Source organism: Enterobacter sp. NFIX58 (genome assembly GCF_900110475.1).
Lineage (GTDB): Bacteria > Pseudomonadota > Gammaproteobacteria > Enterobacterales > Enterobacteriaceae > Enterobacter > Enterobacter quasiroggenkampii.
In genome coordinates this window covers 36,051-61,323 of the sequence record NZ_FODW01000010.1, presented here as the reverse complement: position 1 = coordinate 61,323, position 25,273 = coordinate 36,051, and the positions used below count along the sequence as shown (strand labels likewise).

General features: G+C 56.3%; 35 protein-coding genes. 33 read left to right on the top strand and 2 right to left on the bottom strand.

Annotation, left to right across the window (positions count from 1 at the left end; translation table 11 throughout):
• On the bottom strand, positions 1 to 187 hold a 187-nt coding region (locus BMW97_RS24210; protein ID WP_090393251.1), incomplete at its 3' end, for a hypothetical protein.
• Between the two features lie 426 nt (positions 188 to 613).
• Between BMW97_RS24210 and BMW97_RS22765 the strand changes: the two genes are divergently transcribed.
• The 12 genes from BMW97_RS22765 (at position 614) to BMW97_RS22710 (ending at position 9,009) form a co-directional block, all read left to right on the top strand.
• Positions 614 to 844, top strand: coding sequence for a DUF905 domain-containing protein (locus BMW97_RS22765; protein ID WP_090393240.1), 231 nt, complete (start codon positions 614 to 616; stop codon positions 842 to 844).
• A gap of 69 nt (positions 845 to 913) precedes the next feature.
• On the top strand, positions 914 to 2,923 hold the full coding sequence (locus tag BMW97_RS22760) for a ParB/RepB/Spo0J family partition protein (RefSeq protein WP_090393238.1): 2,010 nt from the start codon (positions 914 to 916) through the stop codon (positions 2,921 to 2,923).
• Positions 2,924 to 2,965: 42 nt separating this feature from the next.
• Positions 2,966 to 3,397: a conjugation system SOS inhibitor PsiB gene (gene psiB / locus BMW97_RS22755; protein WP_090393236.1), complete on the top strand. Its 432-nt coding sequence runs from the start codon at positions 2,966 to 2,968 to the stop codon at positions 3,395 to 3,397.
• A complete protein-coding gene (locus BMW97_RS22750; RefSeq protein WP_090393234.1) occupies positions 3,394 to 4,122 on the top strand; it encodes a plasmid SOS inhibition protein A in 729 nt (242 codons plus the stop codon). Before psiB ends, BMW97_RS22750 begins: the two co-directional genes overlap by 4 nt.
• Entirely contained in the window at positions 4,119 to 4,442 is a 324-nt protein-coding gene (locus tag BMW97_RS22745; RefSeq protein WP_090393231.1) for a theronine dehydrogenase, read from the top strand. Before BMW97_RS22750 ends, BMW97_RS22745 begins: the two co-directional genes overlap by 4 nt.
• 61 nt (positions 4,443 to 4,503) lie before the next feature.
• On the top strand, positions 4,504 to 4,878 hold the full coding sequence (locus BMW97_RS22740) for a hypothetical protein (RefSeq protein WP_090393229.1): 375 nt from the start codon (positions 4,504 to 4,506) through the stop codon (positions 4,876 to 4,878).
• Positions 4,879 to 5,523: 645 nt separating this feature from the next.
• Positions 5,524 to 5,898 carry a hypothetical protein gene (locus tag BMW97_RS22735; protein ID WP_040218561.1) on the top strand — a complete coding sequence of 125 codons (375 nt, stop codon included), beginning with the start codon at positions 5,524 to 5,526 and terminating at the stop codon, positions 5,896 to 5,898.
• A 53-nt stretch (positions 5,899 to 5,951) separates the two neighbouring features.
• Positions 5,952 to 6,239, top strand: coding sequence for a hypothetical protein (locus BMW97_RS22730; protein ID WP_040218558.1), 288 nt, complete (start codon positions 5,952 to 5,954; stop codon positions 6,237 to 6,239).
• A gap of 46 nt (positions 6,240 to 6,285) precedes the next feature.
• Entirely contained in the window at positions 6,286 to 6,630 is a 345-nt protein-coding gene (locus tag BMW97_RS22725) for a hypothetical protein (RefSeq protein ID WP_090393227.1), read from the top strand.
• 85 nt (positions 6,631 to 6,715) lie between these two features.
• Positions 6,716 to 6,979: a hypothetical protein gene (locus tag BMW97_RS22720; protein WP_032713713.1), complete on the top strand. Its 264-nt coding sequence runs from the start codon at positions 6,716 to 6,718 to the stop codon at positions 6,977 to 6,979.
• Positions 6,980 to 7,021: 42 nt separating this feature from the next.
• Positions 7,022 to 7,852 carry an N-6 DNA methylase gene (locus tag BMW97_RS22715; protein ID WP_090393225.1) on the top strand — a complete coding sequence of 277 codons (831 nt, stop codon included), beginning with the start codon at positions 7,022 to 7,024 and terminating at the stop codon, positions 7,850 to 7,852.
• A 626-nt stretch (positions 7,853 to 8,478) separates the two neighbouring features.
• A complete protein-coding gene (locus BMW97_RS22710; protein ID WP_090393223.1) occupies positions 8,479 to 9,009 on the top strand; it encodes an antirestriction protein in 531 nt (176 codons plus the stop codon).
• Positions 9,010 to 9,055: 46 nt separating this feature from the next.
• Here the strand turns inward: BMW97_RS22710 and BMW97_RS22705 are convergent, their stop codons facing one another.
• Complete coding sequence (locus tag BMW97_RS22705) at positions 9,056 to 9,532, bottom strand: transglycosylase SLT domain-containing protein (protein WP_090393221.1); 477 nt, start codon at positions 9,530 to 9,532, stop codon at positions 9,056 to 9,058.
• 429 nt (positions 9,533 to 9,961) lie between these two features.
• On the opposite strand from BMW97_RS22705, the gene traM reads away from it, so the two are divergent.
• The 21 genes from traM (at position 9,962) to traF (ending at position 25,259) form a co-directional block, all read left to right on the top strand.
• Positions 9,962 to 10,354, top strand: a complete 393-nt coding sequence (gene traM / locus BMW97_RS22700) for a conjugal transfer relaxosome DNA-binding protein TraM (protein ID WP_090393219.1) — start codon at positions 9,962 to 9,964, stop codon at positions 10,352 to 10,354.
• Positions 10,355 to 10,542: 188 nt separating this feature from the next.
• Positions 10,543 to 11,241: a PAS fold family protein gene (locus tag BMW97_RS22695; protein ID WP_090393217.1), complete on the top strand. Its 699-nt coding sequence runs from the start codon at positions 10,543 to 10,545 to the stop codon at positions 11,239 to 11,241.
• A 77-nt stretch (positions 11,242 to 11,318) separates the two neighbouring features.
• A complete protein-coding gene (locus BMW97_RS22690) occupies positions 11,319 to 11,543 on the top strand; it encodes a TraY domain-containing protein (RefSeq protein ID WP_008324165.1) in 225 nt (74 codons plus the stop codon).
• A gap of 57 nt (positions 11,544 to 11,600) precedes the next feature.
• Entirely contained in the window at positions 11,601 to 11,951 is a 351-nt protein-coding gene (traA, locus tag BMW97_RS22685; protein ID WP_090393214.1) for a type IV conjugative transfer system pilin TraA, read from the top strand.
• A gap of 150 nt (positions 11,952 to 12,101) precedes the next feature.
• Entirely contained in the window at positions 12,102 to 12,407 is a 306-nt protein-coding gene (gene traL / locus BMW97_RS22680; RefSeq protein WP_090393212.1) for a type IV conjugative transfer system protein TraL, read from the top strand.
• Between the two features lie 14 nt (positions 12,408 to 12,421).
• Complete coding sequence (gene traE / locus BMW97_RS22675) at positions 12,422 to 12,988, top strand: type IV conjugative transfer system protein TraE (protein ID WP_025759824.1); 567 nt, start codon at positions 12,422 to 12,424, stop codon at positions 12,986 to 12,988.
• Positions 12,975 to 13,718 carry a type-F conjugative transfer system secretin TraK gene (traK, locus tag BMW97_RS22670; protein ID WP_090393210.1) on the top strand — a complete coding sequence of 248 codons (744 nt, stop codon included), beginning with the start codon at positions 12,975 to 12,977 and terminating at the stop codon, positions 13,716 to 13,718. Before traE ends, traK begins: the two co-directional genes overlap by 14 nt.
• Positions 13,705 to 15,099 carry an F-type conjugal transfer pilus assembly protein TraB gene (gene traB, locus BMW97_RS22665; protein WP_090393208.1) on the top strand — a complete coding sequence of 465 codons (1,395 nt, stop codon included), beginning with the start codon at positions 13,705 to 13,707 and terminating at the stop codon, positions 15,097 to 15,099. Before traK ends, traB begins: the two co-directional genes overlap by 14 nt.
• A 21-nt stretch (positions 15,100 to 15,120) precedes the next feature.
• The gene (traV, locus tag BMW97_RS22660; protein WP_090393206.1) at positions 15,121 to 15,660 is read left to right on the top strand and encodes a type IV conjugative transfer system lipoprotein TraV; all 540 of its coding nucleotides are present in this window, start codon (positions 15,121 to 15,123) and stop codon (positions 15,658 to 15,660) included.
• A 119-nt stretch (positions 15,661 to 15,779) separates the two neighbouring features.
• Positions 15,780 to 16,004 (top strand): TraR/DksA C4-type zinc finger protein, encoded by a 225-nt coding sequence (locus BMW97_RS22655; protein ID WP_090393204.1) that lies wholly within the window; start codon positions 15,780 to 15,782, stop codon positions 16,002 to 16,004.
• A 3-nt stretch (positions 16,005 to 16,007) separates the two neighbouring features.
• On the top strand, positions 16,008 to 16,190 hold the full coding sequence (locus BMW97_RS24160) for a hypothetical protein (protein WP_090393202.1): 183 nt from the start codon (positions 16,008 to 16,010) through the stop codon (positions 16,188 to 16,190).
• Complete coding sequence (locus tag BMW97_RS22645) at positions 16,174 to 16,578, top strand: hypothetical protein (RefSeq protein ID WP_090393200.1); 405 nt, start codon at positions 16,174 to 16,176, stop codon at positions 16,576 to 16,578. The genes BMW97_RS24160 and BMW97_RS22645 overlap by 17 nt, the downstream gene beginning before the upstream one ends.
• Positions 16,568 to 17,134: a conjugal transfer pilus-stabilizing protein TraP gene (gene traP, locus BMW97_RS22640; RefSeq protein ID WP_090393198.1), complete on the top strand. Its 567-nt coding sequence runs from the start codon at positions 16,568 to 16,570 to the stop codon at positions 17,132 to 17,134. Before BMW97_RS22645 ends, traP begins: the two co-directional genes overlap by 11 nt.
• A complete protein-coding gene (gene traC / locus BMW97_RS22635) occupies positions 17,127 to 19,757 on the top strand; it encodes a type IV secretion system protein TraC (RefSeq protein WP_090393196.1) in 2,631 nt (876 codons plus the stop codon). Before traP ends, traC begins: the two co-directional genes overlap by 8 nt.
• Positions 19,754 to 20,101, top strand: coding sequence for a type-F conjugative transfer system protein TrbI (trbI, locus tag BMW97_RS22630; RefSeq protein ID WP_090393193.1), 348 nt, complete (start codon positions 19,754 to 19,756; stop codon positions 20,099 to 20,101). Before traC ends, trbI begins: the two co-directional genes overlap by 4 nt.
• Complete coding sequence (gene traW, locus BMW97_RS22625) at positions 20,101 to 20,748, top strand: type-F conjugative transfer system protein TraW (RefSeq protein WP_090393191.1); 648 nt, start codon at positions 20,101 to 20,103, stop codon at positions 20,746 to 20,748. The genes trbI and traW overlap by 1 nt, the downstream gene beginning before the upstream one ends.
• A gap of 2 nt (positions 20,749 to 20,750) precedes the next feature.
• Positions 20,751 to 21,737, top strand: a complete 987-nt coding sequence (gene traU / locus BMW97_RS22620) for a conjugal transfer pilus assembly protein TraU (protein WP_090393249.1) — start codon at positions 20,751 to 20,753, stop codon at positions 21,735 to 21,737.
• Positions 21,738 to 21,752: 15 nt separating this feature from the next.
• A complete protein-coding gene (gene trbC / locus BMW97_RS22615) occupies positions 21,753 to 22,382 on the top strand; it encodes a type-F conjugative transfer system pilin assembly protein TrbC (protein WP_090393189.1) in 630 nt (209 codons plus the stop codon).
• Positions 22,379 to 24,259 (top strand): type-F conjugative transfer system mating-pair stabilization protein TraN, encoded by a 1,881-nt coding sequence (gene traN, locus BMW97_RS22610; RefSeq protein WP_090393187.1) that lies wholly within the window; start codon positions 22,379 to 22,381, stop codon positions 24,257 to 24,259. The genes trbC and traN overlap by 4 nt, the downstream gene beginning before the upstream one ends.
• Before the next feature lie 31 nt (positions 24,260 to 24,290).
• Positions 24,291 to 24,479 carry a conjugal transfer protein TrbE gene (gene trbE, locus BMW97_RS22605; RefSeq protein ID WP_090393185.1) on the top strand — a complete coding sequence of 63 codons (189 nt, stop codon included), beginning with the start codon at positions 24,291 to 24,293 and terminating at the stop codon, positions 24,477 to 24,479.
• Positions 24,480 to 24,509: 30 nt separating this feature from the next.
• Entirely contained in the window at positions 24,510 to 25,259 is a 750-nt protein-coding gene (traF, locus tag BMW97_RS22600) for a type-F conjugative transfer system pilin assembly protein TraF (protein WP_090393184.1), read from the top strand.
• Positions 25,260 to 25,273 lie beyond the last annotated feature (14 nt).

Sequence of the window (25,273 nt, the reverse complement as noted above, 5' to 3'; positions counted from 1 at the left end):
CGTTGCCGTTGCCGTTGCCGTTGCCGTTGGCAATAGTGGCCATACCGGTGGCGTACTGGCTGATATCGCTGTCCTGTCGGCTTTTCTTCCCGGACGATATGACTTTGGGCGACTTCCCTGGCGGGAACCGGCGCTGTCGTAAACGGAGCCGGTAAACCGTCTCCGCCCTGTCGGGCTTCCATCGCACTGTCGCAGGGGCAACATCACGCTTGCGGCATCCGTAAACGGATGCGCCGCTCTCACCAGCCCGGCGGTAATGCTGCCGGGCCTCTTCGGGGCAACGCCGTTTCGCGCCCGCGCGTTCCGCCGTTGCGGCGGGTTCCTGCTCATTACCTCCTGGTCATTTCACCCCTCTGAGTCCTTTCGCCGGGGCTGAGACAAGCACAGTCGTTGTCAGCTGTCCAGGGTAAATGGCACGCGGTAAACCGCGCCCCGGACATCCGCCATCGCCCGCGCTGGTTTACGCCCCTGCGGCGAACGGCTCTCAAACGGGTGAAGGTAACAACCAGCGGGGGCGTTCAGCAGGTCCCCGCAAAACGTCAAAACCGCGGCCCCGGCAACTCAACGGGTGATGGTTTTTTAAAAGCAAAACAGGTTCAGAAGGAGGAGCAACATGAACGAGGCGCTGGCGGTTTTAACCGACGACACCTTTACCCGCGAACAGGCTGAGGCCGTTGCGGCGCAGTACGCCAACGTGGCAATTGAGGACGATCAGGGTACACATTTTCGCCTGGTCGTTCGTCAGAACGGCGTAATGGTATGGCGCGCGTGGAATTTTGAAGCGGATGCCGGGAAATGGCTCAACCGTTACATCGAACGTTACGGTATTCGTAAACAGCAGTAAGAAGGTGCCCTGCCGGAGCAGCCACTCCGCAGGGCCGGACAATCATCAATATCCAGTGAGGTATCAACTATGTCAGTAACCGATGTTAAAGCAAAAGCACCCAAAAAAGCGAGCAGCAAAAAAATCACGAAGGCGCAGGAAGAAGCCCTGAAGGCCGCCCTTGAGGCCGCTGTCATCGAGTATGTTCCGCTGTCCAGTCTCGCTAAATCCCCGCTGAACGTGCGCACCATTCCGTATTCCGTGGACAGCGTTCGCGGTCTGGCCGACTCCATTGAGGCACTCGGACTGCTGCAGAACCTGATTGTTCACACCCTCGCGGATGGACAATCCGGCGTGGCCGCAGGTGGCCGCCGACTGACTGCCCTGAATCTGCTGGCGCAGGAAGACCGTCTTGCGGCCGATCATACCGTCATGGTGAAACGCGTCTCAGACGACATTGCTGCCCTTGCCTCCATTGCTGAGAACGAGCAGCGCGCCGCCATGCATCCCGCCGAGCAAATCGCAGGTTTCCGTACGCTGGCAGAGCAGGGCAAAACTCCCGCGCAGATTGGCGACGCGCTCGGCTTCGGCTCCCGCCACGTGCAGCGCATGCTGAAGCTGGCAAACCTTGCACCTGCCCTGATGGAGAAGCTCGCGCAGGACGAACTGACCGTTGAGCAATGTCAGGCGCTCTGTCTCGAGGACGATCCTGCCCGTCAGGTTGAGGTATTTGAAAGCGTGAAGGCCAGCTGGTCGAACGCGCCCGCGCACCTGATTAAACGCGCCATTACCGACACCGAGATGCGCACCGACAACACCAAATTCCGGTTTATCGGGCGCGAAGCGTATGAGGCGGCAGGGGGTTACGTTCGTGAAGATCTTTTCAGCCAGGACGAGGGCGACGGCACGGCAGACAGCGTGCTGGTTGAGCGTCTGGTGCAGGAGAAGCTGGAGCGTATCGCTCTGGACATTCAGCAGCGTGAGGGCTGGGCATGGAGTCGCGGACGCGCAGCCCGCATCTGGTATCACGGCGAAGACGGTAAAGAGTTCGTTCAGCCTGTTGAACCCGATCCGGTATACACCCCTGAGCAGGAGCAGCGTCTTGATGCGCTGCGGGAGCAGTACGACGCCTTTGACAGCGTCTGCGACGAGTCGGATGCGATCGAGGCGGACATCCTTGCCATTCAGGAGGCGGCAGAAGTCAGCGCGTGGACTGACGACATGAAGTCAGGCGCGGGGGTGATGGTCAGCCTGTACGAAGGGCAGGTGTACGTGCAGCGCGGGGTGCGTCTGAAAGCGGATATGCCGGAAGAAACCGAAACCAGCAGCGTAACGGTGCCGTTCACCTCGCGCCAGCCCGACGCCGCAGAGGGGATCAGCGTTCCGCTGCTCACGAAAATGTCATCCGAGCGTACGCTGGCGGTACAGGCGGCGCTGATGCAGCAGCCCGAAAAGGCGGTGGCGCTGATGGTCTGGCGTATGTGTACCTGTGTTTTTGCCGGATGCGTCACCACGTCGCATCCGTTCCGTATCAGCCTGACCGTATCCCACAGCAGTCTGACGGAGAACGCCCCGTCCGGCAAAGACGGAGCTGCCTTTGGCATCCTGATGGCTGAAAAAACGCGGCTGAAAGCCCTGCTGCCGGAAGGATGGGAGAAGGACTTCACCACCTTCTTTGCACTCGACGGCGGGGTGCTGATGTCGCTGATGGCCTTTTGCACGGCCTGTTCCGTTGACGGGGTACAGACCCGCGATATGGGGCACACCTCGCGCAGTACCCTCGATACGGTGGAGGCGGCAATCGGGTTCCACCTGCGGGACTGGTGGCAGCCGACGAAGGACAACTACTTCGGCAGCCTGAAACATCCGCAGATTGTCGCCTCCCTGAAAGAGGCGGGGCTGACGGGCGCGGCGGGTGACGCAGAGAAGATGAAGAAGGGCGACGCAGCAGGGCATGCGGAGCACTTTATGCAGCACACCCGCTGGGTTCCGGCATGGCTGAAAGGACCGGAGCCAGCGACTGAATCCGGTGCTGACGACGCTGTTTCCGATACCGACAGCACTGACAACGAGACCACCAACACGGCACACGCCGCCTGATAACGGAGCGCCGCCCTGCGGGGCGGCAGTAAGGAGATACCCATGCAAACTGTTCTGACCCCCGATGTGCTGAAGACCATGTCCCCTGACGAGATGGAGGACTGGCGCGACAGCGGCGAAGACTATCGCCGCGAACTGACCCACGCCGTGATGCGTGACCTGTCCTGCCCAGATAACTGGGACATGAACGGCGAGTACCGCAGCGAGTTCGGCGGGTTCTTCCCCGTACAGATACGCTTTACCCCCTCGCACGGCAATTATCATATTGCAGTGTGCAGTCCCGGTGCTATCAGTCCCGTCTGGATGGTGGTGTTCGTTCCCGCCAGCGGTCGCCCGTTCTCCGTCATTCGAACCCTGAGCGGCTACCAGCCGGAGCTTGTCAGCCACACCGTCAGCCTGACGGCGCGTCTCGATGCGGACGGATACAGTCAGGCCAGCATCATCAGTATTCTGGCGGCGGAGGGCGCGGCATGATCCTCTCACATCTCTCTCTGGTTCCCTTCAGCCCCGAGCGCCGCGCCGCGATGGAGGCCATCGCTGAGGTTGAACGCCGGCGGTCGCGCGGCGCGGTGTCCACGGTGTATCCCTATGCCAGCGCCTTTTTTCGCCGGCTCACGGGCAGCACGCGCATCACTATCAGGGAAATCCATTATTTTGCGCCGGTGCTGACGGCGCGGGAGCTGCGGGGCAGCAGGGACAGCTGGCTCAGTGCCATCGATGCGCTGATTGAAAGCCGCGGGACGTGTTGCTGGCTGCCGCTTCCTGTCGGTGCTGGTCAGCGCCTCTTTCCGGAGGTGGCCTTTCAGCAGACCGAGCGGGTTCGCTGTCAGGACGCGCTGCGGGATGAAAAATACACCCGCCAGCGCCGAAAAGAACAGTGTCAGCGCGAGCGGGCGTACCAGGCGCTGGCGGGGCAGGCGGAGATTGAGCTGGCCTTTCATACCCCGGAAACGGTCAGCAGCTGGAGCGCGCGCTGGTCGGGGACTGAACTGCGCCAGTACGACCTGGAGGAGATGTTCTGGCGCTGGAGCGAGCGCTTTCCGTCACTGGCACCAATGGAACGCTGGATGACGGAGAACCAGCCTTTCTGGACGGTGATGGCTGAAACGGATGCGCTGGCGCGGGAAAGTCCGGGATCTGTCAGGCAGCTGGAGCGCTGGATGGTACCCAACAAGCTGACAATGCGGAGCCGGGTATGAAGTGGCGTTACTCGCTGCGCTGGAAGCGTCCCGATCCCTGTCCCGGTGAATCTGAGCTGGCGTCAGAAGTGGTGGAGGCAGGGAAACCCGCCCCTGAGTCTGTGATGTCACTGTGGGTGGCAGGAGCCGGATATGCTGTCTGCGTTGATTTTCTGTGCGAACGGCCCGTCAGGCGCTGGAGCGATGAGCGAAAGGCGGCCACGCGGCGACGGAATCTGGCGCGTCGTGTTAACAGGATCGCGCCCCTGTTTGCTGATGAACTCATCGAGCGGGAACTGACGGCGCGACCGGATTATTTTAGGGGAAAGTCGCCTCACTGAGTCTGATATCATATCCTGCCAGAATACGGTCGGCAGGGTGCTTAAAAGGGATAATTTAGAGATGAGATACTGGATACTGGTCGCGCTGTTAAATGGCCTGTTTACGCTGATCATACATTACGCGGCGCCGGAGATGTTCGGAAGTACGGCGTACTATGCCGGGGTGGTAATCTGTGCCCTGATTGCGCTGGTTATCACCTGGCGCGATCCGCCTGGTATGCTGGACAACGTGCTCGTGTTTCTATTTAAGTGGGGAATTGTGGCTTCTGGACTGGCGTTTTCTGTCTGGGGCATCGGATACAAGCTGGAATTCTGGGGGGAACATAACCCTGATGAAGTTTTCAGCAGTGCATTCGACACCATCTTGCCGAATCTGGCGGTGCTGTGCGGTGTTCTGCTTCTGGTCAGTGGCTGTGTGTTCTGGCGGCGAAGGTAACAAAGAATACGCCAGCGTGAGGGCAGGAAAGTAAAAAGAGCGGTTATGCCTGCGGTATAGCGGCTCTTTTTTATGCCCCTTACGCTTTGTAATACCCTGCTGTGAATCTCCTCTGAAGAACGGACGCTGCGAATTATGGTGGCAGTTGTCTGTATCATCTTTTCAAATTTGCCTGTCGTCGGACGCGGTCACTGGCCATGACTGCGGGCGACTTCCCTGACGGAAACCGGGGCTGTCGTAAACGGAGCCGGTAAACCGTCTCCGCCCTGACGGGCTTCCATCCCACTGTCGCAACGTCAACACCTGCTCGCAGTGACCGTTCCGGTCACGCCGCTTTCACCATGCCGGCGATAAAGCCGCCGGCACTCAGGTGACGCCACGTCGTTCCGACGTGTCGGGTGTGTTCATCCTCTTCTCATACCTCTGGTGAGCCATCTCGCGTCCGTTCCCGGGCGGAGGGCTGGTCGTAGCACCGTCGCGTCGTCATCCGAAGGGTGAAATGAACTCCGCCAAAACTTTTTGCGAAGGACCGCAAAAAGTTTTGTCTCCGCCCTTCTCCTGCCGCCCCGCCGTTGCTCCTTTGCCCTTTGCCGCCAGGGAACTCACCGAGAGATGGATTAACCACCAGATAAGAGGAAAAGCAGGATGAACACACAGAACGTCAACGTCAAAACCGCCACCAAAGAATCTTCCGAAAGATGGGTGAAAACCTCGTCCCTGCGTACTGATGGCTTTGTGCGCAATATCCATTCCCGTAACCCGTTCGATGTTATTCGCGCGGACGTGGTGCTGGCCCGTATGGAAATACAGGCTAACCGGGGATGTGGCCTGCACTACGAGATTTATGAGTCCCGTCTGCTGGGTATGGCTATGGATTACCTGGCAGAACTGCCACTGAAAGACCGTCCGGCGTTTATGGGGGCGGCAGCGAAACGGGGTTACATGCTGACGACTGCGGAAGAAGAACGTGCCGATGGTGAATGTGCTGACCTGATGAGCGAGCTGGCGGCGGATTACTGATTACTTAATCGGCTGGCGGCAGGGGATGCCGCCAGCAACAACGGAGAAACATCATGAGCAACAGCAACACGAACAGTACGTTCAGCTTTGACGCATGGGAGAAAAGCGCGCTCAGAGAGCTTGATACCCTGCAAAACCACGTCAGTAAAGCTCTGATGAAGTACCAGAGCAATACGGACAAAACGGCGCTGGGCGAGTCTGCAAACCGCTATATGGGCGAACTCAGAACCGCTGTCACGCGCATCCTGAAAGCCACGCCAGCCATTCAGCAGAAAGTCGATGACATTGCCGACATGCTGCATCTGATGGCGCATTTTTCCGGCATCACGTTCGACGAATAACCACCACGGCGAAATATCAACGCCATTAACCAGAAGGAGATAAACCATGCACTTAAATCTGACCGAATCCTGCGCCGAAGTGGGTATTTATGCGACCAGTGAGGCCGAACGCGCGTACTGGCTGAGCCGCGAAAAGTCATATCTGACCGCGCCCGTCGAAATCGACGTGCACGGCTTCCATGATGCGCTGGGGCTGATGTACCCGATGAACTGGCGCAGCAGTCAGAACGGCGAGTGTGAAACCTTCATGCTGGCGGAAATGGTCTGCGGCAATGTGACCGAAATCTACGCGCGGATCGGTATCCGTTATTACCGGATGCGTGACTACAGCAACCTTGACCACGCGGAGATTCTGGCACGCGTTAAGGAGGTTGAGCAGCGCCAGAAATGAGAAAAGCAGGCTTTCGCCTGCCTTAACCCGCCGGATTTATGCGCCTTCAACGATGAATCCGGCCTTCACCAAAAGGAACAAACCAATGCAATTCAGTGAAGTTTCGATTGTTACACCGACCGCCCTGTATGTCCAGATGCTTGAGGCGGAAAATGCGCCCGTAAAAAAACAGGTGCGTATTAAACGCAGTGATATCGACCGTGACGAAATCAGCGCCGAAATGCGGGCGCTGGGTCGTCACATTGCGCACTGCCGGAAGAAGGGGCGCGCCGTTCGTATTCCTGCCATGCGAGTGAGCGAGTGGGGACAGGTGTTACGCACGCTCGAACTGAAGCGGGCATTTAACTGATAACTGAGCCGCTCCTTACGGGGCGGCATTTAAGGAGGAACGATGTCTCAACTCAGTTTTGCCAGCTTCTTTGACCAGGCGAGAGAAGCCGCACCCTTAACACCCGCTAAACCCGTATTGCCCACCGTGAATGCGCAGCCGATACCGCACCGGATGATGGCGATCGACCAGGCACGCCGCCAGTTTATCAGCGTGTTCAGGGATACCGCCCGCAGCCTGCGCCGCTGGGAGGTTTTCAGCGACTTTATCACGCTGGCTGCCAGCGAGCTGGATATGGCGCGGATAAGAACGCCGGAGAATATTGAGCAGAGCCGTAAAATCTGCGCGAAGTACAGCGCGAGCGATATCAGCAACCTGCATACGCTTTTCTGCCTGATGGTCTGCGCGCTGGAGGCAAAGTTTCACGACTTTCTCGGCGCGATCTTCATGGAACTTGAGCTGGGCGACGACCGGAACGGGCAGTATTTCACGCCGTATCACGTCCAGTCACTGCTGGCGAGGCTGCTGATGCCGGACGTCGACGAAACGATACGCCGTGAGGGATTCGTGACCGTCAGCGATCCGGCAAGCGGTGCGGCGGGAATGATTGTGGCGTATGCGGAATATCTGCTGGAGGCGGGCTATAACCCGTCTGAACATATGTTCGGAAGCTGCATTGATATCGATCCTGTTGCGGCCGATATGGCGTTTATTCAGCTTTCCCTGCTGGGTATTCCTGCCGAGGTGGTCACGGGCAATACGCTGACGATGCAGTTAAACAGGGTGCGGTATACGCCGGTGTACTACATCAACAACTTTGGAAAGCGGCTGGACGATCAGCGCCGTATCAGTGCCATGCGCGAATTTTTGCGCGGTATAAATGAAGCTGCATAACCATCCAGAAGGGCAGGGGAGTATCCTGCCTTTCGTGGCATCTAAGGCCGCGCGCCTGCGGCGCAGAATAAGCAGGCTGCGCTGACGCGCTGCCTGCGTTATTCCGGCGCGAGGTTGTCTGAAGTTCCTGTCTTTTGGTTAGCTGATTTCTATTCTTCATTCTCCTGCTGGCGATGGTCTTTATTATTCTGCCGCTGATATGGATATAAGCGTTTCTTTTCCGGGCGTCGTCCCAAAAGGGACACGGCTGTCGTGAACGGAGCCGGTAAACCGTCTCCGCCCTTCGGGCTTCCATCCTGACGCAAATTCAAATTCACGCTTGCTGCATCCTGAAAGGATGCGCCGCTTTCACCGTGACGGTAATAAATTACCTCCACTCAGAAGCCCGTAACGGTAATTCGTCTTACGCCGATTTTCCGTTACGGGATGTGTGCATTCTCCTGGTGTGACTATCGCCCGATTTCATCAGTTCGCGGAGGGCTGCTTTTAGCATCAGCCAGAAAGGAAATAAAGGGGGATATAAACGCTGCGCGCCCCTTTATTTCCTTTCTGTCAGCTGCTCATTGCCCTTCGCCGCTCAGTGATGAAGTCGAACGATATAATAACCCAATGAGGAGAAAACCAGAATGCACACATTAAACGTCAAAACCGCCACTCGTGAATCAGCCGAACAATTTAAAATCGATGAACGCCAGCGCTATTGTGTTACAGATGGCGATGAACGTCTTGATTTTATTCCTGCGCTCTTTTTTACGCCTTCTGCTGATAATATGATTGCCAGCTGGTTACGTCAGCATTCAGATTATGATGGCGGTTTCTGGAATTACTGGATTATTCCGCAGGGCACTGGCGGAAACGTGGCGCCGAACTGTGTCAGATTCACCACCGCACAAACAGGATATATCGCACCGGGAGGAGAACAGCGCTATAACATGGTTGTTCCTGGTAATTACTTTGAAGCAGAGGTCAGTGCTGATGCTGCCGGAATTATTGCCACGCTAATGATCATGAACTGGTTGTCATGGCAGGTCGCAGATATGGGGCCTGAATACTCGAAAGTCTGTAAACACCTCGTCGCTCGTCAGGATGCACTGAAAGACTACATCAGTATCATAAAACACCCTGAAGTAGATTTAATTTATCGGGCTATTGATTGACGGGTTAAAGACAGGATGGAAAAAAGACCTCAATACGAGGTCTTTTTTATTGTTTTGAGAGAGTCTGCCCTGAGTTTTTATTCTTCTTTATCGCCCGGTATGTTGCCTCAATTTTTCTGGCATAGACATATCTTCTCTGCGCCTGTTCTTCTGTTTTCCTGAAACCTGCATTATAAGCGCCCACGGCCTGCCAGCTGACTCCCCACTTTTTGAATGCAATTGCAAGATAGTAAGCCCCGGTGTAGATATTCATACACGGATCGGAAAGAAGGTGCTCCGGTTTTATTCCATAACGAGCCAGTTCGTTAAAGTGCTGGGAGTCCACCTGCATAAGTCCGGAGCCAAAACCCGAAACAGGATTGTAGCCTTTTACGTCTGTGCGGAAGTTCGATTCATTCCAGGAGATTGCCCGAAGCAGATCTGGATCTATATGATAATCCCTTCCTGCAAGATCAAAACAATCAGCAGCGTTCAACATTCCAGAAAAAGCCAACGTTAAAAACGTAAGAGCAATCCGTTTCATTTTTTCCCTCCGGGCACCATGCCGGAAATAAGTTAACCCATCCCATGCCCAGACTCAACTAATATGCACTCCTCGCCACCAAAAGCACCACACCCCACGCAAAATTAAAATTTTGCTGATTGGCTTTCTAAAACAGTAGGTTAGATAAAAAGTAATGTGAAATAATTTATTTTAATGTGTGTAAACGACTCGGTAGGGAGTTTTATTCGACTCGATAAAAACTCTAATGAGAGTCATTTGTGACTATTTTTAATAAATCCATTGAGTTATGACTACGGCGAGTCTATATTCGACTCGTGAATTTTTACAGTTTGTGTCGGCATTCGAGTCGTCTGTTTTCCGGCAGAGAGTCTGTGCCGAGTCGTGCATTTTAGCTTTCCTAAATATTCTGATGTACAAAATTTTGGATGTATAAATAAGGAGAAAGTTATGGCCAGAGTTCAGGTCTATGTAAGCGATGAAGTGTCAGAGAAAATAAGAGTAATCGCTGAAAAACGTCGCGCTGAAGGAGCGAGAGATAAAGATGTAAGTTTTTCGAGTATTGCATCAATGCTGCTCGAACTTGGTCTTCGGGTCTATGAAGCGCAAATGGAAAGAAAAGAGTCTGCCTTTAATCAGGCGCTCTATAATAAAACCATACTTGAAAATGTAATGAAAACTCAATTTATTGTCAGCAAGCTTCTGGCGATGGAGTCGCTGAGTCCGCATCTCGCAGGAAATGAAAAATTTGATTTCAGGGAGATGGTTACGTGTATACGTGAGGACGTGCAACAGATTGTTGGAAACTTCTTTCCGCAGGAGGAAGATTCTCAAGATAATTAGCTGAAAATATTTGATAAATAGGATTTAGATCTGCTGTTTTTGAGTGACTTTGTCGTCAGTAATTGATATATTTTATGCAGACATAAGTAAAATTTGATGCCCGCCATTTTGTTTGGCGGGTCGCCGGTACACCGGGCTAGACCCCCGAGTGTACCGACTATACACAGAAACCTTCAGAGGAGGCTTCAATGCACCCGCGCGATCCTAGAGATCTCTCCGAACCAAGTCAATCATTAGATGATGTTCTAAGTCATTTTGATGGTCTTTATAATTCCTCATCACTACCTTTTTGTATTCGTGATCAATCCAGAAAAGTAGTTTATAAAAATGATGCTTTTTCCGATCTCTTTCATCCACTTTCGAAATCATTTTCAGGTATAAGCTTCGATTCTGACGAGGTTGAACTCGAACTATCCTCTATTGAATTAGAGGCATTTGTTATGGGACCTGAAACAGCACTATGTCGTACATTTAACTTTAACGGTGAGTTTTATCAATTGAGAGTCGAAATACGTTTAATTGATGGGGATCTATATGCTATATGGCTTATAAATTATTTTCCAGATTACCAGGCATTATTCAAGGTAAACACTAAGGTACTGAATGACAGCTTTGATGTGGACATTTTTCTTTCTGAAATGACAACCAAAAAAATGATTACTTTATGTTTTTCTGTTCTTGGGTTTCATCTTCATACTATGTCGAGGTGTCTTGGTGTTTCTGAATCTGCTATTACCAATAGGCTTGCTAGTGTTAAAAAAGAAATCAGAAAGTATTTCCCTGATTATGATGACTTCAGATTCTATTGTCTTAAGAATGGTGTCTATACACGAATGACGTCAGTAGTTCTTAAAGTTCTTAATGTTAAATCTTTGTTAATAAAATAGTGTAGAAATCTCGGTATTGAATAAATTGTATTTCGCGTGTCACTATCCTGACGCAGGAATATGTTGAGAGGGAAAACATGATTAGACGTCACAGGCTTCGTGGCCCAACGGTAACTATGTCGATCTACCTTGACCCACAAACCGATCTTCTTATTTTGAAGGCGAAAGACAGAAGTGGTCGTTCTAAATCAGCTGAAGCGCTGATTCGGTTACGTGACCACCTGGAAAAATTCCCTGATTTCTATAACTCTGAAATGGCGGAGGTGATCCCAAACAATCTTGAACCCAAGTCACAAAACTAGTTTTTTAGGATTTTTATTTCAACAAATCTATCCGGTGTAATTAAAGGATTAATGAATATGACTGATGTGTCTGTTATTAACGCTGTACCCGCGACCCCTGCAAAGAAAAAATTCAGCAAAGTCGCGTTACTCAAAGCGCTGAAGTTTGCCCTGCCTGTCGCAGCCATTGCTGCGTTTTTCCCTGAAACGGTTCTGGCCTCGACTGCGGGTAAAGATCTGATGTCCAGCGGCGATGCAACCGTTAAAGGAACATTTGGTAAAGATTCCAGCGTGGTTAAGTGGGTTATTCTTGCCGAAGTCCTGGTGGGCGCCGTGATGTATATGACGACTAAGAACCTTAAGTTCCTGGCGGGCTTTGCGATCCTGTCCGTATTCGTCACGGTAGGTATGTCTGTCGCAGGATACTGATATCCAGAGACAGCCGTTCAGAGCCACTTCCGACTATTAAATTCCTGTTTAATTCTGAATGCCCTTCACGAGCATTCACGGGAGGGCTTTGCCTGTAATCCGGCTGGCAGGTATTTCCATACTGCCAGCTGTACCGGAGACGGAACATATATGGCGAATGAATCTCTCAAAAAATATCGCTTTCCTGAAACCCTGACGAATCAGAGCCGCTGGTTTGGCCTTCCTGTGGATGAACTTATTCCGGCTATTGTCTGCCTGGGGTGGGGATTCTGGACCCAGCATTATATCCCCGGAATTATCGCTGCCGTACTGGCCTATCTCGGAATAAAAAAGCTCAAGAAAGGGCGGGGCAGCTCATGGCTGCGGGACCTGGTCTACTGGTATATGCCGACCTCACTGCTGAGGGGGATTTTCCATGATGTACCCGACTCATGCTACCGCCAGTGGATTAAATAGACAGGAATAATCAGATGGAACACGGAGCACGATTAAGTACACAGCGGGTTATTGCCATCGGCTTTATTGCCATGGGGGTGGTTATTCTGGGGAGTATCACCACCAACGTTATTCAGGCCGTCAACAACTACCGCCTTCAGAATGAGCAGAAGTCTATCGTCACGCCAATGCTTTTCAACGCGCCGTTTGCCGTGTCGCAGAATCAGGCGGATGCCTCCTACCTGCAGCAGATGGCCCTGTCGCTTATCGCCCTTCGCCTGAATGTCACCCCGGAAACCGTTGATGCCTCTCATGAGCAGCTGCTGGCGTATGTCAAGCCGGCGGCGCAGAACGAGCTGAAAATCAGGCTTGCCGAGGATGCGAAGCGCATTAAGGACAACAACGTCAACTCGTCTTTCTATATGACCAGCGTGAAGGTTTATCCGGCAAGCAGCCGCGTGGACGTGCGCGGTCAGCTGAAAACCTGGATAGGCGACTCGAAACCGTATCCCGAGCTGAAACAGTACGTTCTTAAATTTGAGCGCGAGGACGGCATCAGCTGGCTCAGCCACTTCGGAGAAATCACCGATGAACAAAAATAGTCGCCGTGCGCTGCTTGCGTTGATGATGCTCGCTTCCGGTCAGACGGTCGCCGCACCCACTGCGCTTTCCGCCACGATTGTTCCGCTGACGAACGGCGGGCAGGCCAGCATCGCGGTCAGCAACACCGACCCGAACCTCTTTACGGTCGCAGGTGACCGCGTGACGGCCCTGACCAGCCTCGACGGTGAGCTGACGCGGCAGGAGCAGACGGCAAGCGGCGGTGTGATTGTCAGCACCCTCAACAAAAAGCCCTTCACGTTCATTCTGGAAACCGAACGCGGCCTCAACTTCTCGGTACAGGCCGTGCCACGTGCGGGCGCGGGGCGAACCATCCGGCTGGTCAGCGAGCTGTCCGGTACGGGCGAAGCGGCGCGCACTTGGGAGGAGTCTTCTCCCTATGAGGCCACGCTGGTTTCCCTGAGCCAGCATCTGCTTGGCGGGAAGCTGCCGTCCGGCTGGCAGGCTATTCCCGTCACGTATGAAGCCCTCGTCGCGCCCGCCGGACTGTCTGCAGTCCCGGAGCGCGTCTGGGTGGGCAATCACCTTAAGGTGGTGCGCTTTCGCGTCACCAACAATACCGGGATGGCCCGTAACATCGCGGAAAGCGACTTCTGGCAGAGCGGTATTCGCGGGGTGCTGTTCGGTGAAGCCTCGCGTCAGCTGATGGCGGGCGGCGCCCTGCAGGTCTTCATTATCAGCAGCGGAGGTGCGGCTGATGGCCAGCATTAATTCAGTGGTGAAGCGCAAGCAGTTTATCTGGCTGGGTATTGTGCTGGCGACCGTGGGTGTGGTGGGCGGCGGCGGCTGGTATCTGGCGGATGCGCGTTACGAGGGGAGCAGCGATGCGGCAGCAGCCGACGAGCCTGCGCCCGATATGACCGGTGTGGTGGACAGCACCTTTGACCAGAAGGTACAGCAGCATGCCACGACCGAGATGCAGGCTACCGCCTCCGAAATGCAGAAGCAGTATGCCGAAATGCGCCGCGAGCTTGAGCTGCTCAGTAAGGGGCAGGCAGGCTACCAGCACCAGATAGACAAGCTTAACCAGGACAACGCGGCGCTTTCCGCTCAGGTCAGCGCGCTGGGGGCAAAACCCGTCACCGCATCGGGTGAGCCGGCACCGCAGCCGCCGTCTCCTGCACCGGGTCCTGAAGGTGAGCCGCAGCCGACCGGTTTCCCGCCGCAAACGGGGGCCGTACCGCCGCCGACGGCGTTCTACCCGGGTAACGGCGTTACGCCGCCGGCGCAGGTACAGTACCAGCCCATCCCCGTTCCCAACCAGCTGCGCCGTCAGTCTTTTGCCCGCAGCGACGAGAGCAAAGGTCCGTCCCTGCCGTACATCCCGTCGGGCAGCTTTGCCAAATCGATGCTGATTGAGGGGGCTGACGCCAACGCCTCCGTGACCGGTAACGAGTCCACGGTGCCGATGCAGCTGCGCATTACGGGCAGGGTGGAAATGCCCAACAGCAAAAGCTACGACCTGACCGGCTGCTTCATCGGGCTTGAAGCCTGGGGCGACGTGTCCAGCGAGCGCGCCATCGTGCGTACCCGCAACATCAGCTGCCTGAAGCACGGCGTCACCATCGACCAGCCCATTGCCGGACACGTCAGCTTCCGGGGGAAAAACGGCATCAAGGGCGAGGTGGTGATGCGAAACGGCAAAATCCTCGGCTGGGCATGGGGCGCGGGTTTTGTTGACGGCATCGGTCAGGGCGTGCAGACCGCGTCCCAGCCCTCGGTCGGACTTGGCGCCACGGCATCCCTCGGCGCGGGTGACGTGATGAAGATGGGGATTGGCGGCGGTGCCTCCAAAGCCGCCCAGACCCTCAGCGACTACTACATCAAGCGCGCAGAGCAGTACCACCCCGTCATCCCGATTGGGGCGGGTAACGAAGTGACCGTTGTCTTTCAGGACGGTTTTCAGCTGAAAACCATTGAAGAGCTGGCGCACGAGAATGACAGAAGCAAGGCGGAGGGCGACGAACGCAGTCCGGTTCCGCCACCGTCAGTCCCGCAGGGCGGCATGAATGGGTTCAGTACCGACCAGATGCTCAACCAGCTGGGCAGACTTAACCAGAGCCAGTTTATGCCGAAGGCCGACTCACAGTAACCCCACGTAAAGGAACCGCAAATGAACAAGACAGTGCCTGTTGCGCTCACGCTGGCCAGTCTCCTGACGCTGTCGGGATGTGCCGGTACAACGAGCGATTTTGAGTGTAACGCGACGACATCCGATACCTGCATGACCATCGAGCAGGCCAATGAGAAAGCCAAACGACTGGAGGAGGCCAGCGCGGTAAAGCCGGGTGCGACATCGCTGCCACGCCTGGCTGAGGGTAATTTCCGGACCCGGTCCGTGCAGCCCCTTACGCTGGCGGCTGAACCGGTGCATGCCGTCGCATCCAGAAATACACCGCTGGCGGGTACACCAACTCTCCCCCGCCCGCAGCCGCATTCGGCCTCGCGGGCGCCGCTCTCCACGGTCACACCGGTTGTTGCGCCTCCGCCAGGGCGCGAGTCCATCGTGGACCCGAGGCCGCTTCGCGTCGGTGAAAAGACGGCCGGGCTGTGGATCGCGCCCTATATCGATACGCAGGACGTTTATCACCAGCCGACGCGGGTGTTTTTTGTTGTGAAACCCTCAGCGTGGGGAACCCCGCGCGTTAACTGAAACCTGAACCGCCACCGCGTGTGGCGCCCATTTTAACAATCCGTCGTTATCACGCGTGCCCTGAAACGTGAAAAGGGACGGGCGGTAGCGTGTCCGGACAGTGTGAGCAGGGAGCGTTGATGGCAGACGAACTCGATCTCCTGCAGGAGCAGGACGAATTGCTGAACCAGCTTCATATACAGGCCGCGAGGCAGCGGTCCTGCCTGGAAGGCAAAAGCCGCAACCGGTGCGAATGCTGCGGTAATCGCATCCCCCTCAGGCGGCAGCAGGCCATCCCGGGCGTACGTACCTGTACGGAATGCCAGCGGGTTCTGGAAATACGACAAAAACAGTATCTGAGGTGACCGATGAGTAAAGCAATCACTGAGCAGGGCAATTTTATGGTCCTGGGCTGTACGGGAAGCGGTAAGACGGTTTTCTGCGCTCAGATGGTACAGGCGCTTCTGTCAGGACAGCGTTCTGACGGCGGGCGCAAAGGCATTGAGAAAAATGACAACGATTCAGGAGAGCGCCATGACATACAGGGATAACGGTGGTCCGGGGAAAACCCGTCACCTTAACGATATCGCGGCCAGCTGCGAGGCGCTGGGGATGCGTGTCATCTGTGTTAATGCCGCAGAACGCGACTTCTGGCTGTCAGCGTCTCAGCAGTGTGCTACCGCCCTCGACGGGAAGGCAGGGATTTTTCAACACATAATGCAACGGCAGCGTGGGCACTGTCTGTTCCTGGGTAAAGCAGGCTCAGGTATGAGCGTAACAAAACAGCAGATAACCCGGATTTTCCTGACGAAATCTGACGTCAGCCAGATTAAGGCGCTGTACAGCGATGAGGACGGGGAGAGGCTGGCGGAGGCTATCAGAAACAACTGCAGCGTCTGGTTTCCGCTGAATCCCGGAGGTAACGGGAATGATGCTTAAGCTTCTGTCCGTCCTGCTGTATTGCCTTCGATGGCTTGCCTGGGCTTTTCACTATCTGATTGTCTGGCCTGCCGCCATGCTGATGCTGCTGGTTGCCATGCTTTTGTGGATGGAGGACACCACGCCCGGAGAGGCGATGGCGCAGGAAATTATGGCCGTCACGCACAACGTCAGCAGTGGCGAGTTTCGTATTGCGGCCTGCCGCGATGAACCTTTAGACCCCTTTATACCTCCAGCCCAGCAGGGCAAGTCCTCCGGCCTCACGCTGCATGACGCTCCCTCAGCCGTCTGCCATGACCGGGGCAGCGTTGTCACCGATGCTAAAGGATATGCCGGTCATGTTGACGGGGCGCTGAGTGCGTTTAAGTTGCTGTGGATTGTGATGGCCATTGTGTTTTCAGGGGCGGCGCTGCTTATGGGATGCCGTCCGTATTTCTGCCTGTACGGTCAGATGCGCTCAGCGCGTTTTCGCTACGGTATCCCCGCCAGCCGCCCGGCCTCTGCGACGGAAACGGTAAAAACGGCCGACAATAAAAAGGAGGATAACCGTGAGTAATCCACTGGATACCGTCACCCGCACGGTCAACTCGCTGCTGACGGCTCTGAAGATGCCCGATGCATCCTCTGAGGCGAACGATGTCCTCGGGCAGATGCGCTTCCCGCAGTTCAGCCGTGTGCTGCCGTACCGCGACTACGATGTGGAAACTGGCCTCTTCATGAACGAGAAGACGATGGGCTTTATGCTCGAGGCGCAGCCCATCAACGGCGCCAACGAAACTATCGTGTCGTCGCTGGAAAACCTGATGCGTACCAAGCTGCCCCGCGAAGTGCCGGTGGCCGTTCACCTGGTGTCCAGCCATCTGGTGGGACAGGATATCGAGTATGGCCTGCGCGAGCTTTCCTGGACGGGAGAAAAGGCTGATACGTTCAACGCCATCACCCGCGCCTACTATCTCAGGGCCGCAGAAGAAGGGTTCCCGCTGCCCGATCACCTCAACCTGCCGCTGACCCTGCGTAACTACCGGGTGTACATCTCCTGCTGCGTCCCCCGCAAGCGCGGAAGTAAGGCCAGCGTGATGGAGATGGAAAACCAGGTCAAAATCATCCGCGCCTCGCTGCAGGGGGCGCAGATAGCCACCCGCAGCGTGGACGCGGATACCTTTATCCGCATAGCGGGCGAAATGATTAACCACAACCCGGATGCGCTGTATCCCACCGAACGGGAACTGGATCCGCTCAAGGATCTGAACTACCAGTGCGTGGACGATACCTTTGACCTGAAGGTGAAGGCCGACTACATGACGCTGGGGCTGCGCGGTAACGGTCGCAACAGCACCGCGCGCATCATGAACTTTCAGCTGACCAAAAATCCGGAGCTGGCCTTCCTCTGGAATATGGCCGACAACTACAGCAACCTTCTCAACCCGGAACTGTCCGTTTCGTGTCCGTTTATCCTGACGCTCGTCTTCAGCGTGGAAGACCAGGTGAAGGCGCAGAACGAGGCCAACCTGAAGTTCATGGATCTTGAGAAGAAGTCCAAGACCAGCTACGCCAAGTTCTTCCCGGGCGTGGCGCAGGAGGCAAAAGAGTGGGGCGATCTGCGCCAGCGCCTGTCGTCCGGGCAGTCCTCGCTGGTGAGCTATTTTCTGAACGTGACCCTCTTCTGCCGCGATGACCAGGAAACTGCGCTGAAGGTCGAACAGGACGTACTGAACAGCTTCCGTAAAAATGGCTTCGAGCTGATTTCCCCGCGCTTTAACCATATGCGCAATTTTCTCGTGAATCTGCCGTTTATGGCGGGCGGCGGCCTCTTTAAGCAGCTGCGCGAGTCCGGCGTGCTGCAGCGCGCCGAAAGCTTTAATGTCGCCAATCTGATGCCGGTGGTGGCGGACAGCCCGCTGGCCACTTCTGGCCTGCTGGCACCGACCTACCGCAACCAGCTGGCGTTTATCGACCTGTTCAGCCGCGGCATGGGTAACACCAACTTCAATATGGCGGTCTGCGGGACCTCCGGTGCCGGGAAAACCGGGCTTATCCAGCCCCTGATACGCAGCGTCATCGACTCCGGCGGCTTCGCCGTGGTGTTCGACATGGGCGACGGCTACAAGTCCCTGTGCGAGAACATGGGCGGGGTCTACCTCGACGGCGAGACGCTGAAGTTTAACCCGTTCGCTAACGTTACTGACGATACCATCGATGAGATGGCCGAACGCCTGCGGGACCAGCTGTCCGTGATGGCCAGCCCCAACGGCAACCTGGACGAGGTGCACGAAGGCCTGCTGCTTAAGGCGGTGAAGGCCACCTGGCTTACCAAGAAAAACCAGGCGCGCATTGACGACGTGGTGGACTACCTGATGATGGCCCGCGACAGCGAAGAATACAGCGGATCGCCGACCATCCGCAGCCGCCTCGATGAGATGGTGGTGCTGCTGACTCAGTACACCCGCGACGGGGTGTACGGCAGCTACTTCAACTCCGACGAGCCGTCCCTGAAGGACGAAGCCCGGATGGTGGTGCTTGAGCTCGGCGGACTGGAGGACAGGCCGTCCCTCCTGGTGGCGGTAATGTTCTCGCTCATTCTCTACATTGAGAACCGCATGTACCGCACGCCGCGCAGCTTGAAGAAGCTCAACGTGATAGACGAAGGCTGGCGCCTGCTGGACTTCAAAAATAACAAGGTCGGGGCGTTTATCGAGAAGGGCTACCGTACCGCCCGCCGCCATACCGGTTCGTACATCACCATTACGCAGAACATCGTCGACTTTGACTCGGAAACGGCTTCCAGCGCCGCCCGCGCGGCATGGGGTAACTCGTCCTACAAAATTATCCTCAAGCAGTCGGCTAAAGAGTTCGCCAAGTACAACCAGCTGTACCCGGACCAGTATTCGCAGCTGCAGCGCGACATGATTAAAGGTTTCGGCAGCGCGAAGGACAACTGGTTCAGCAGCTTTATGCTGTCGGTTGAGCACCTGACGTCCTGGCATCGCCTGTTCGTCGATCCGCTCAGCCGGGCAATGTACTCCTCGGACGGTCCGGACTTTGAGTTTCTGCAGCAGCGACGCCGGGAAGGGCTGAGTATTCACGAGGCCGTCTGGGAGCTGGCGTGGAAAAAGTCCGGGCCGGAAATGGCCGCGCTGGAGCGCTGGCTTCACGAGCATGAAGGGAAGACCATCTCATGAAAAAACACGTACTCATTAACGCCGCGCTGATTGCCGGCACGCTGGCTGCGGGCGCGGGCGTCAGCTGGCTGGTTTGCCAGCTTAACCGTCCTGTGGTTGTGGCCTTCAACATGAAATCCACGGTGGATGCCTTCTTTGACAGCGCCGGTCGCCGTTCGCTGGACGAGGCGCAGACAAAAGCACTCTCAGACCGCTTTAACGCGTCACTGGAGGCCAGCCTCCGGGACTGGCAGATCCGCCATCGTGCCCTCATCCTTGTCGCACCTGCCGTGGTGCAGGGGGCACCGGATATCACGCGTGAAATCCAGACTGACGTGGCCCGCCGGATGAAGGAGGGGGCGTGATGCGCGCCCTTGCCCTGGGCCTGACGCTGCTGACCGGCAGCGTGACGGCCGCTGACCTCGGGACGTGGGGCGATCTCTGGCCGGTGGCGGAGCCGGATATGCTGACTGTTATCGAAAGCCGGCTGCAGACGCTGGCGCAGTCCGGCGAGATGGACAAAAAGATGGCGGAGTTTAAGGCGCGCGTGGTGCGCAACAGCCAGCGCCCGCCTGCCGTTGAGGGTATAACACGCGCGGTGCGCTACGAGCGGCGCTGGTTTGATCCGAGCGTGCGGGTGGACAAGGCGCTTGCCGACGACAGGGGCAACGTGTTTGCTCAGGCGGGGCAGATCTTTAATCCGCTTGATGTGGTGCCGTTCAACGAAACGCTGCTGTTTATCAACGGCGACGATGCGGATCAGCTCGCGTGGGTACAGCGACAGAAGCCTGACACCCTGATCACCCGCATTATTCTGGTGCAGGGTAATATTCCGCAGACGTCAGAGAAGCTCGACAGCCGCATTTTCTTCGACCAGAACGGGGTGCTGACCGCACGATTTGGCATAAGCCAGGTGCCGGCACGGGTAACGGCGGCACCCAGCGGAAAGCGCCTGCAGGTGGAAATCATTCCGCCCGATATGGCGCAGCATGACGCAGGAGGTGACCGGTGAAAATGCTGACCGTCTCTCTGTTCGGGCTGCTTCTGTGGGGTAACAGCCACATGGCGGCGGCGGACGCCGCCTGCGAAGGGCGTTTCGTCAATCCGATCACAGATATCTGCTGGCGCTGCATGTTCCCCCTGTCGCTCGGCAGCACAAAAGTCACGGGCGGTGATTTACCGGACACGTCTAATCCCGGGAGCCCGATACAGTTTTGTCCCATGCCACCCCCGGTATTTCAGCGCATCGGCCTGGCAATAGGTTACTGGGAGCCGATGGCCATGACCGATGTGGCGCGTTCCCCGGGCTGTATGGTGAACCTCGGCGGATTCACCCTTAATCTCGGAAAAATGGGGATGGGCACCGCCAAAAAAGATGACAAACAGGTCAATGGCGCGTTCTACCACGTGCACTGGTACAAATATCCGCTGACGTACTGGCTCAACATCATCACCTCCCTCGGGTGCCTGCAGGGCGGCGACCTGGATATCGGGTACCTGTCTGAAATCGACCCGACATGGGGTGACAGCGCCCTGACCTCCATTCTGAATCCGGAGGCGGTCATTTTTGCCAACCCCATCGCGCAGGGCGCATGTGCGGCCGACGCGGTGGCCAGTGCTGCAAAAACGTCGGTTGACGCGCTGTTCTGGTGTGCCGGGTCGCAGGGGTCAATGTATCCCTTTAACGGCTGGGTGAGCAATGAGTCCAGCCCCCTGCAGTCCTCGGTGCTGGTCAGCGAGCGCATGGCGTTCAAGCTGCACCGTCAGGGGCAGATAATGGAGAGTATCGGGGAGGACAAGAAGGTCTGCTTCGAGTATCCGTCACCCATTATTCCCAAAACGCGCTGGCGCTATCAGATGGTGAATATGTATCCGGATGTGGCGCAATGTCACCCCTTCGGCCGCACGGTCATGCGCTGGGAAACGGGGCGTAACCCGCCGAATACGAAGAAAAACTACGGCTATCTGCTCTGGCGCAAACGTAACTGCGTCTTCCTCTGAGAAAAGGAACCTTCAATGAAAACTCTGTTCGGTCTGACGGCGGCGCTGCTGCTGTCAGCATATTGTTGTACTGCGCTGGCGTCAGGGGCTGATGAGGCGAACCGCGAGTTTATTCGTCAGCAGGAGTCTTTCAGCCAGCAGCTGAGGGGGCAGGACAACGCGCCGCTGCGCCAGATGCTGGAGCAGCAGGTGCGCCAGAACCCTCTTTCGGCAGACGACACGCGCTTTATCGGGGAGCTGAAACATCGCCAGCAGGAGGCTCAGCAGGATAAGCCCACGCACGGCGCGCTGTATTTCATCTCCTTTGCCATCCCGCAGGCGGGGCTTAAGCGCATGCTGACCGAGGCCCGCCGATACGACATTCCCGCCACCCTGCGGGGCATGGTCAACAACGACATGAAAACGACGGCAACCGCCGTGATGGCGCTTGTTCAGGATGGTTCAGCCAGCGGCGTCGCCATCGACCCGACCCGCTTTCGCGAGTACGGGATCACCAGCGTGCCGTCACTGGTGGTGTACTGCGAACGTGGCCATGACGTTATCCGTGGAAATCTTCATCTGAAGCAGGCGCTGGAAAAGGTGGTGGAGAAGGGCGAGTGCAGGGATGAGGCGCAACAGTTGCTTAATAAAGGAGAGGCCCGATGAAAAGAGCAATACTGATGCCGGTGCTGGCCATTACCACCACGATGGTGAGCGTGAGTGCATTTGCCGATGCTGACGCGCAGTACAGGGCGGGGGCAGATTTTGCCCGTCAGGTACAGGGGCAGGGTGAGAGCAGCCTGAAAAACTTTAACCCCTCAGCATCTATCCCCAACTATACCGCCTCACCCGGTGAGAAAAAGTACTATGGCGGCGTGACGGCGACCGGTGATGGTGCGCTGAAAGCGGACGGTACCACGGGCTGGACTACTAATGAGGCCACAAAGGCCGTCACCGACTCGTTTGTTAACAACCCGAAGGAGCCCATTTCACCCGACGCGCCGTTTATTAAGGCCAGCCAGGATGTCCAGTCCCGCGCCGATACCATCATCGGCAAAACGGGGCAGACGCAGTGCGAAGCGCAGAACATCAGCCGCAGCGAGTTCACCAACTATACCTGTGAGCGCGACCTGCTGGTTGAGCAGGCCTGTACGCGCACGGCCAGCATTACCGGCCACTACGAAAACACCACGGTGACGCGCACCTACACGGTGCCCAACAGCGAGTTCAGCTACACGTATGACGGTAACAAAACCGTTAATTTTCGCTTCCGTGCTCCCGCAACCGGTACCGTGCTGAGCGCGTCGGTTGCCGTCCACTTTAATGACAAAAATATGTACTACGGCTTCTCGTGGTGGGGCGTAAATGCGGATTCTGTGGCTAAAAGGGATAACGGATGGGCGCTGCCCGGTGCTGTGGGGGCTGCGCTGACCGCCGGACAGTACTCTCCACAGGGGGCAATGCTCAACAAAAACTGCCTGAGCGGGAAACAATCCCGCTGTCGGGAATATGCTCAGAAGACGCTGTCCTGGATGCAGGGCGGTACGCAGGCCTGGATGACCGCCACCCTGACTATGCAGGTGACGGACAAAAAATGGGTGCCGGACGTGGTCTGGAACGAATCCTGTCCGTTCAGCAAGAGCGAAGGTACGCTCAAAAAGACCGAATGTATTGAGCCGGGGAGCACAAAAACGGTGGTGGTTGACGGCGTGTCATACCCGGTCACGCAGGCCTGCTGGAAGTACAAAGACACCTATATGACCCAGGCTGCTGACAATGGCACCTGCAAAACCTACATGAACAATCCGGCCTGTACACTTGCCTCACGCACCTGCGCCTTCACGGCAGAAGACGGCAGCGGCTGCCTGCATGAATACGCGACGTACTCCTGTGAAACACGTACTTCCGGCCAGGTGATGATATGTGGCGGCGACACCTTCTGTCTCGATGGTGACTGTGAGCGGGCGCAGAACGGTAAAAATAACGATTTTGCACCTGTCGTTTCGGCACTCGCCGCGCTGGCCGCTGCGGGCAAGGACGTGGCCGCCATTAACAGCGTTAACGTGCGCGCCTTTACCGGCAGCGCGAAGTTCTGCAAGAAGTTTGCGGCAGGATTCAGCAACTGCTGTAAGGACGGCGGATGGGGCCAGGACGTCGGGCTTGCCAGGTGCAGCAGCGAGGAGAAAGCGCTGGGCAAGGCCAAAGAGAATAAGCTCACGGTCAGTATCGGTGAGTTCTGTTCAAAAAAAGTGCTCGGCGTCTGTCTCGAGAAGAAGCGCAGCTACTGTCAGTTTGACTCTAAGCTTGCCCAGATTGTGCAGCAGCAGGGGCGTAACGGTCAGCTTCACATCGGCTTTGGCAAGGCCAGCAGCCCGGACTGTCGCGGCATCACCCAGACCGAGCTGCAGCAAATTAATTTTGAAGCGCTCGACTTCTCGAACTTTTTCGACGATCTGCAGAAGAACAAGAAAATCCCGGATAACGACACCCTGACGAAGCGCGTCCGCGAGGAAATCGCCGCGCAGCTGAAGAACAAACAGTAAGCCACTCATCACTCACTCAGGACTCTCCATCATGAAAATTAAAGGATTTATCGTCCGCCTTATCATCAGCCTGATTGTCGCCTCGCCGGTGCTTTACTGGTGCGGAAATATCGTTGATGAAACAACCCGCATCGATGTGTTTTTTATGGCGCTGATGGTTGTGCTTTTCGTGGCGGGAGTTCTGCTGGCGTGGCTGTTAAACCCGCTTTTCAAACGATAACCGACCTGCTTCGGGATAAGGAAGGTTCCAGTGAAAAAGAGAAAGACAGCGTTAGCGCTGCTGCTTCTTGGCAGCGTTTTTTCCGCCACAGGAAAAGATGCCGGCTGGCAGTGGTACAACGAAACGCGCAGAACGCCGGAGGACGACAAATCCTCTTCAGCACAGCCTCAGCAGGCCTCGCCGGACATCATGGAGAAGCTTGCCACGCTCCAGCAGGCCACGAAGCGCGCCATGTACGAGGCCATTCTGTATCCGGGCGTGGAGAACTTTACCCGCTACTTCCGCCTGCAGAACTACTGGACGCAGCAGGCCGGGTTGTTCTCGATGAGCGCCAAAAAGGCGATGCTCGAGCATCCCGAGCTGGACTACAACCTGCAGCACAGCCACTACAACGGTACCGTGCGCAACCAGCTGGCGGCGGACTTTGCTGACCAGCGCCGCGCCATTGAAACGCTGGCTCAGCACTATGGCGTGATGTTCTTCTACCGCGGACAGGACCCGATCGACGGCCAGCTGGTTCAGGTCATTAAAAACTTCCGCGAAACGTATCACCTCAGCGTCATTCCGGTCTCCGTGGACGGTATCGTGAATCCACTCCTGCCGGATACCCGAATGGACGGTGGACAGGCCAGCCGGCTGGGTATTCGTTACTTCCCGGCACTGATGCTGGCCGACCCTAAAAGCGGGACGGTCAAACCCGTCTCGTATGGCTTTATCAGCCAGGATGACCTGGCGAAGCAGTTCCTCAACGTTTCCACAGATTTTGCCCCCAACTTTTAATACAGGGAGAGTTC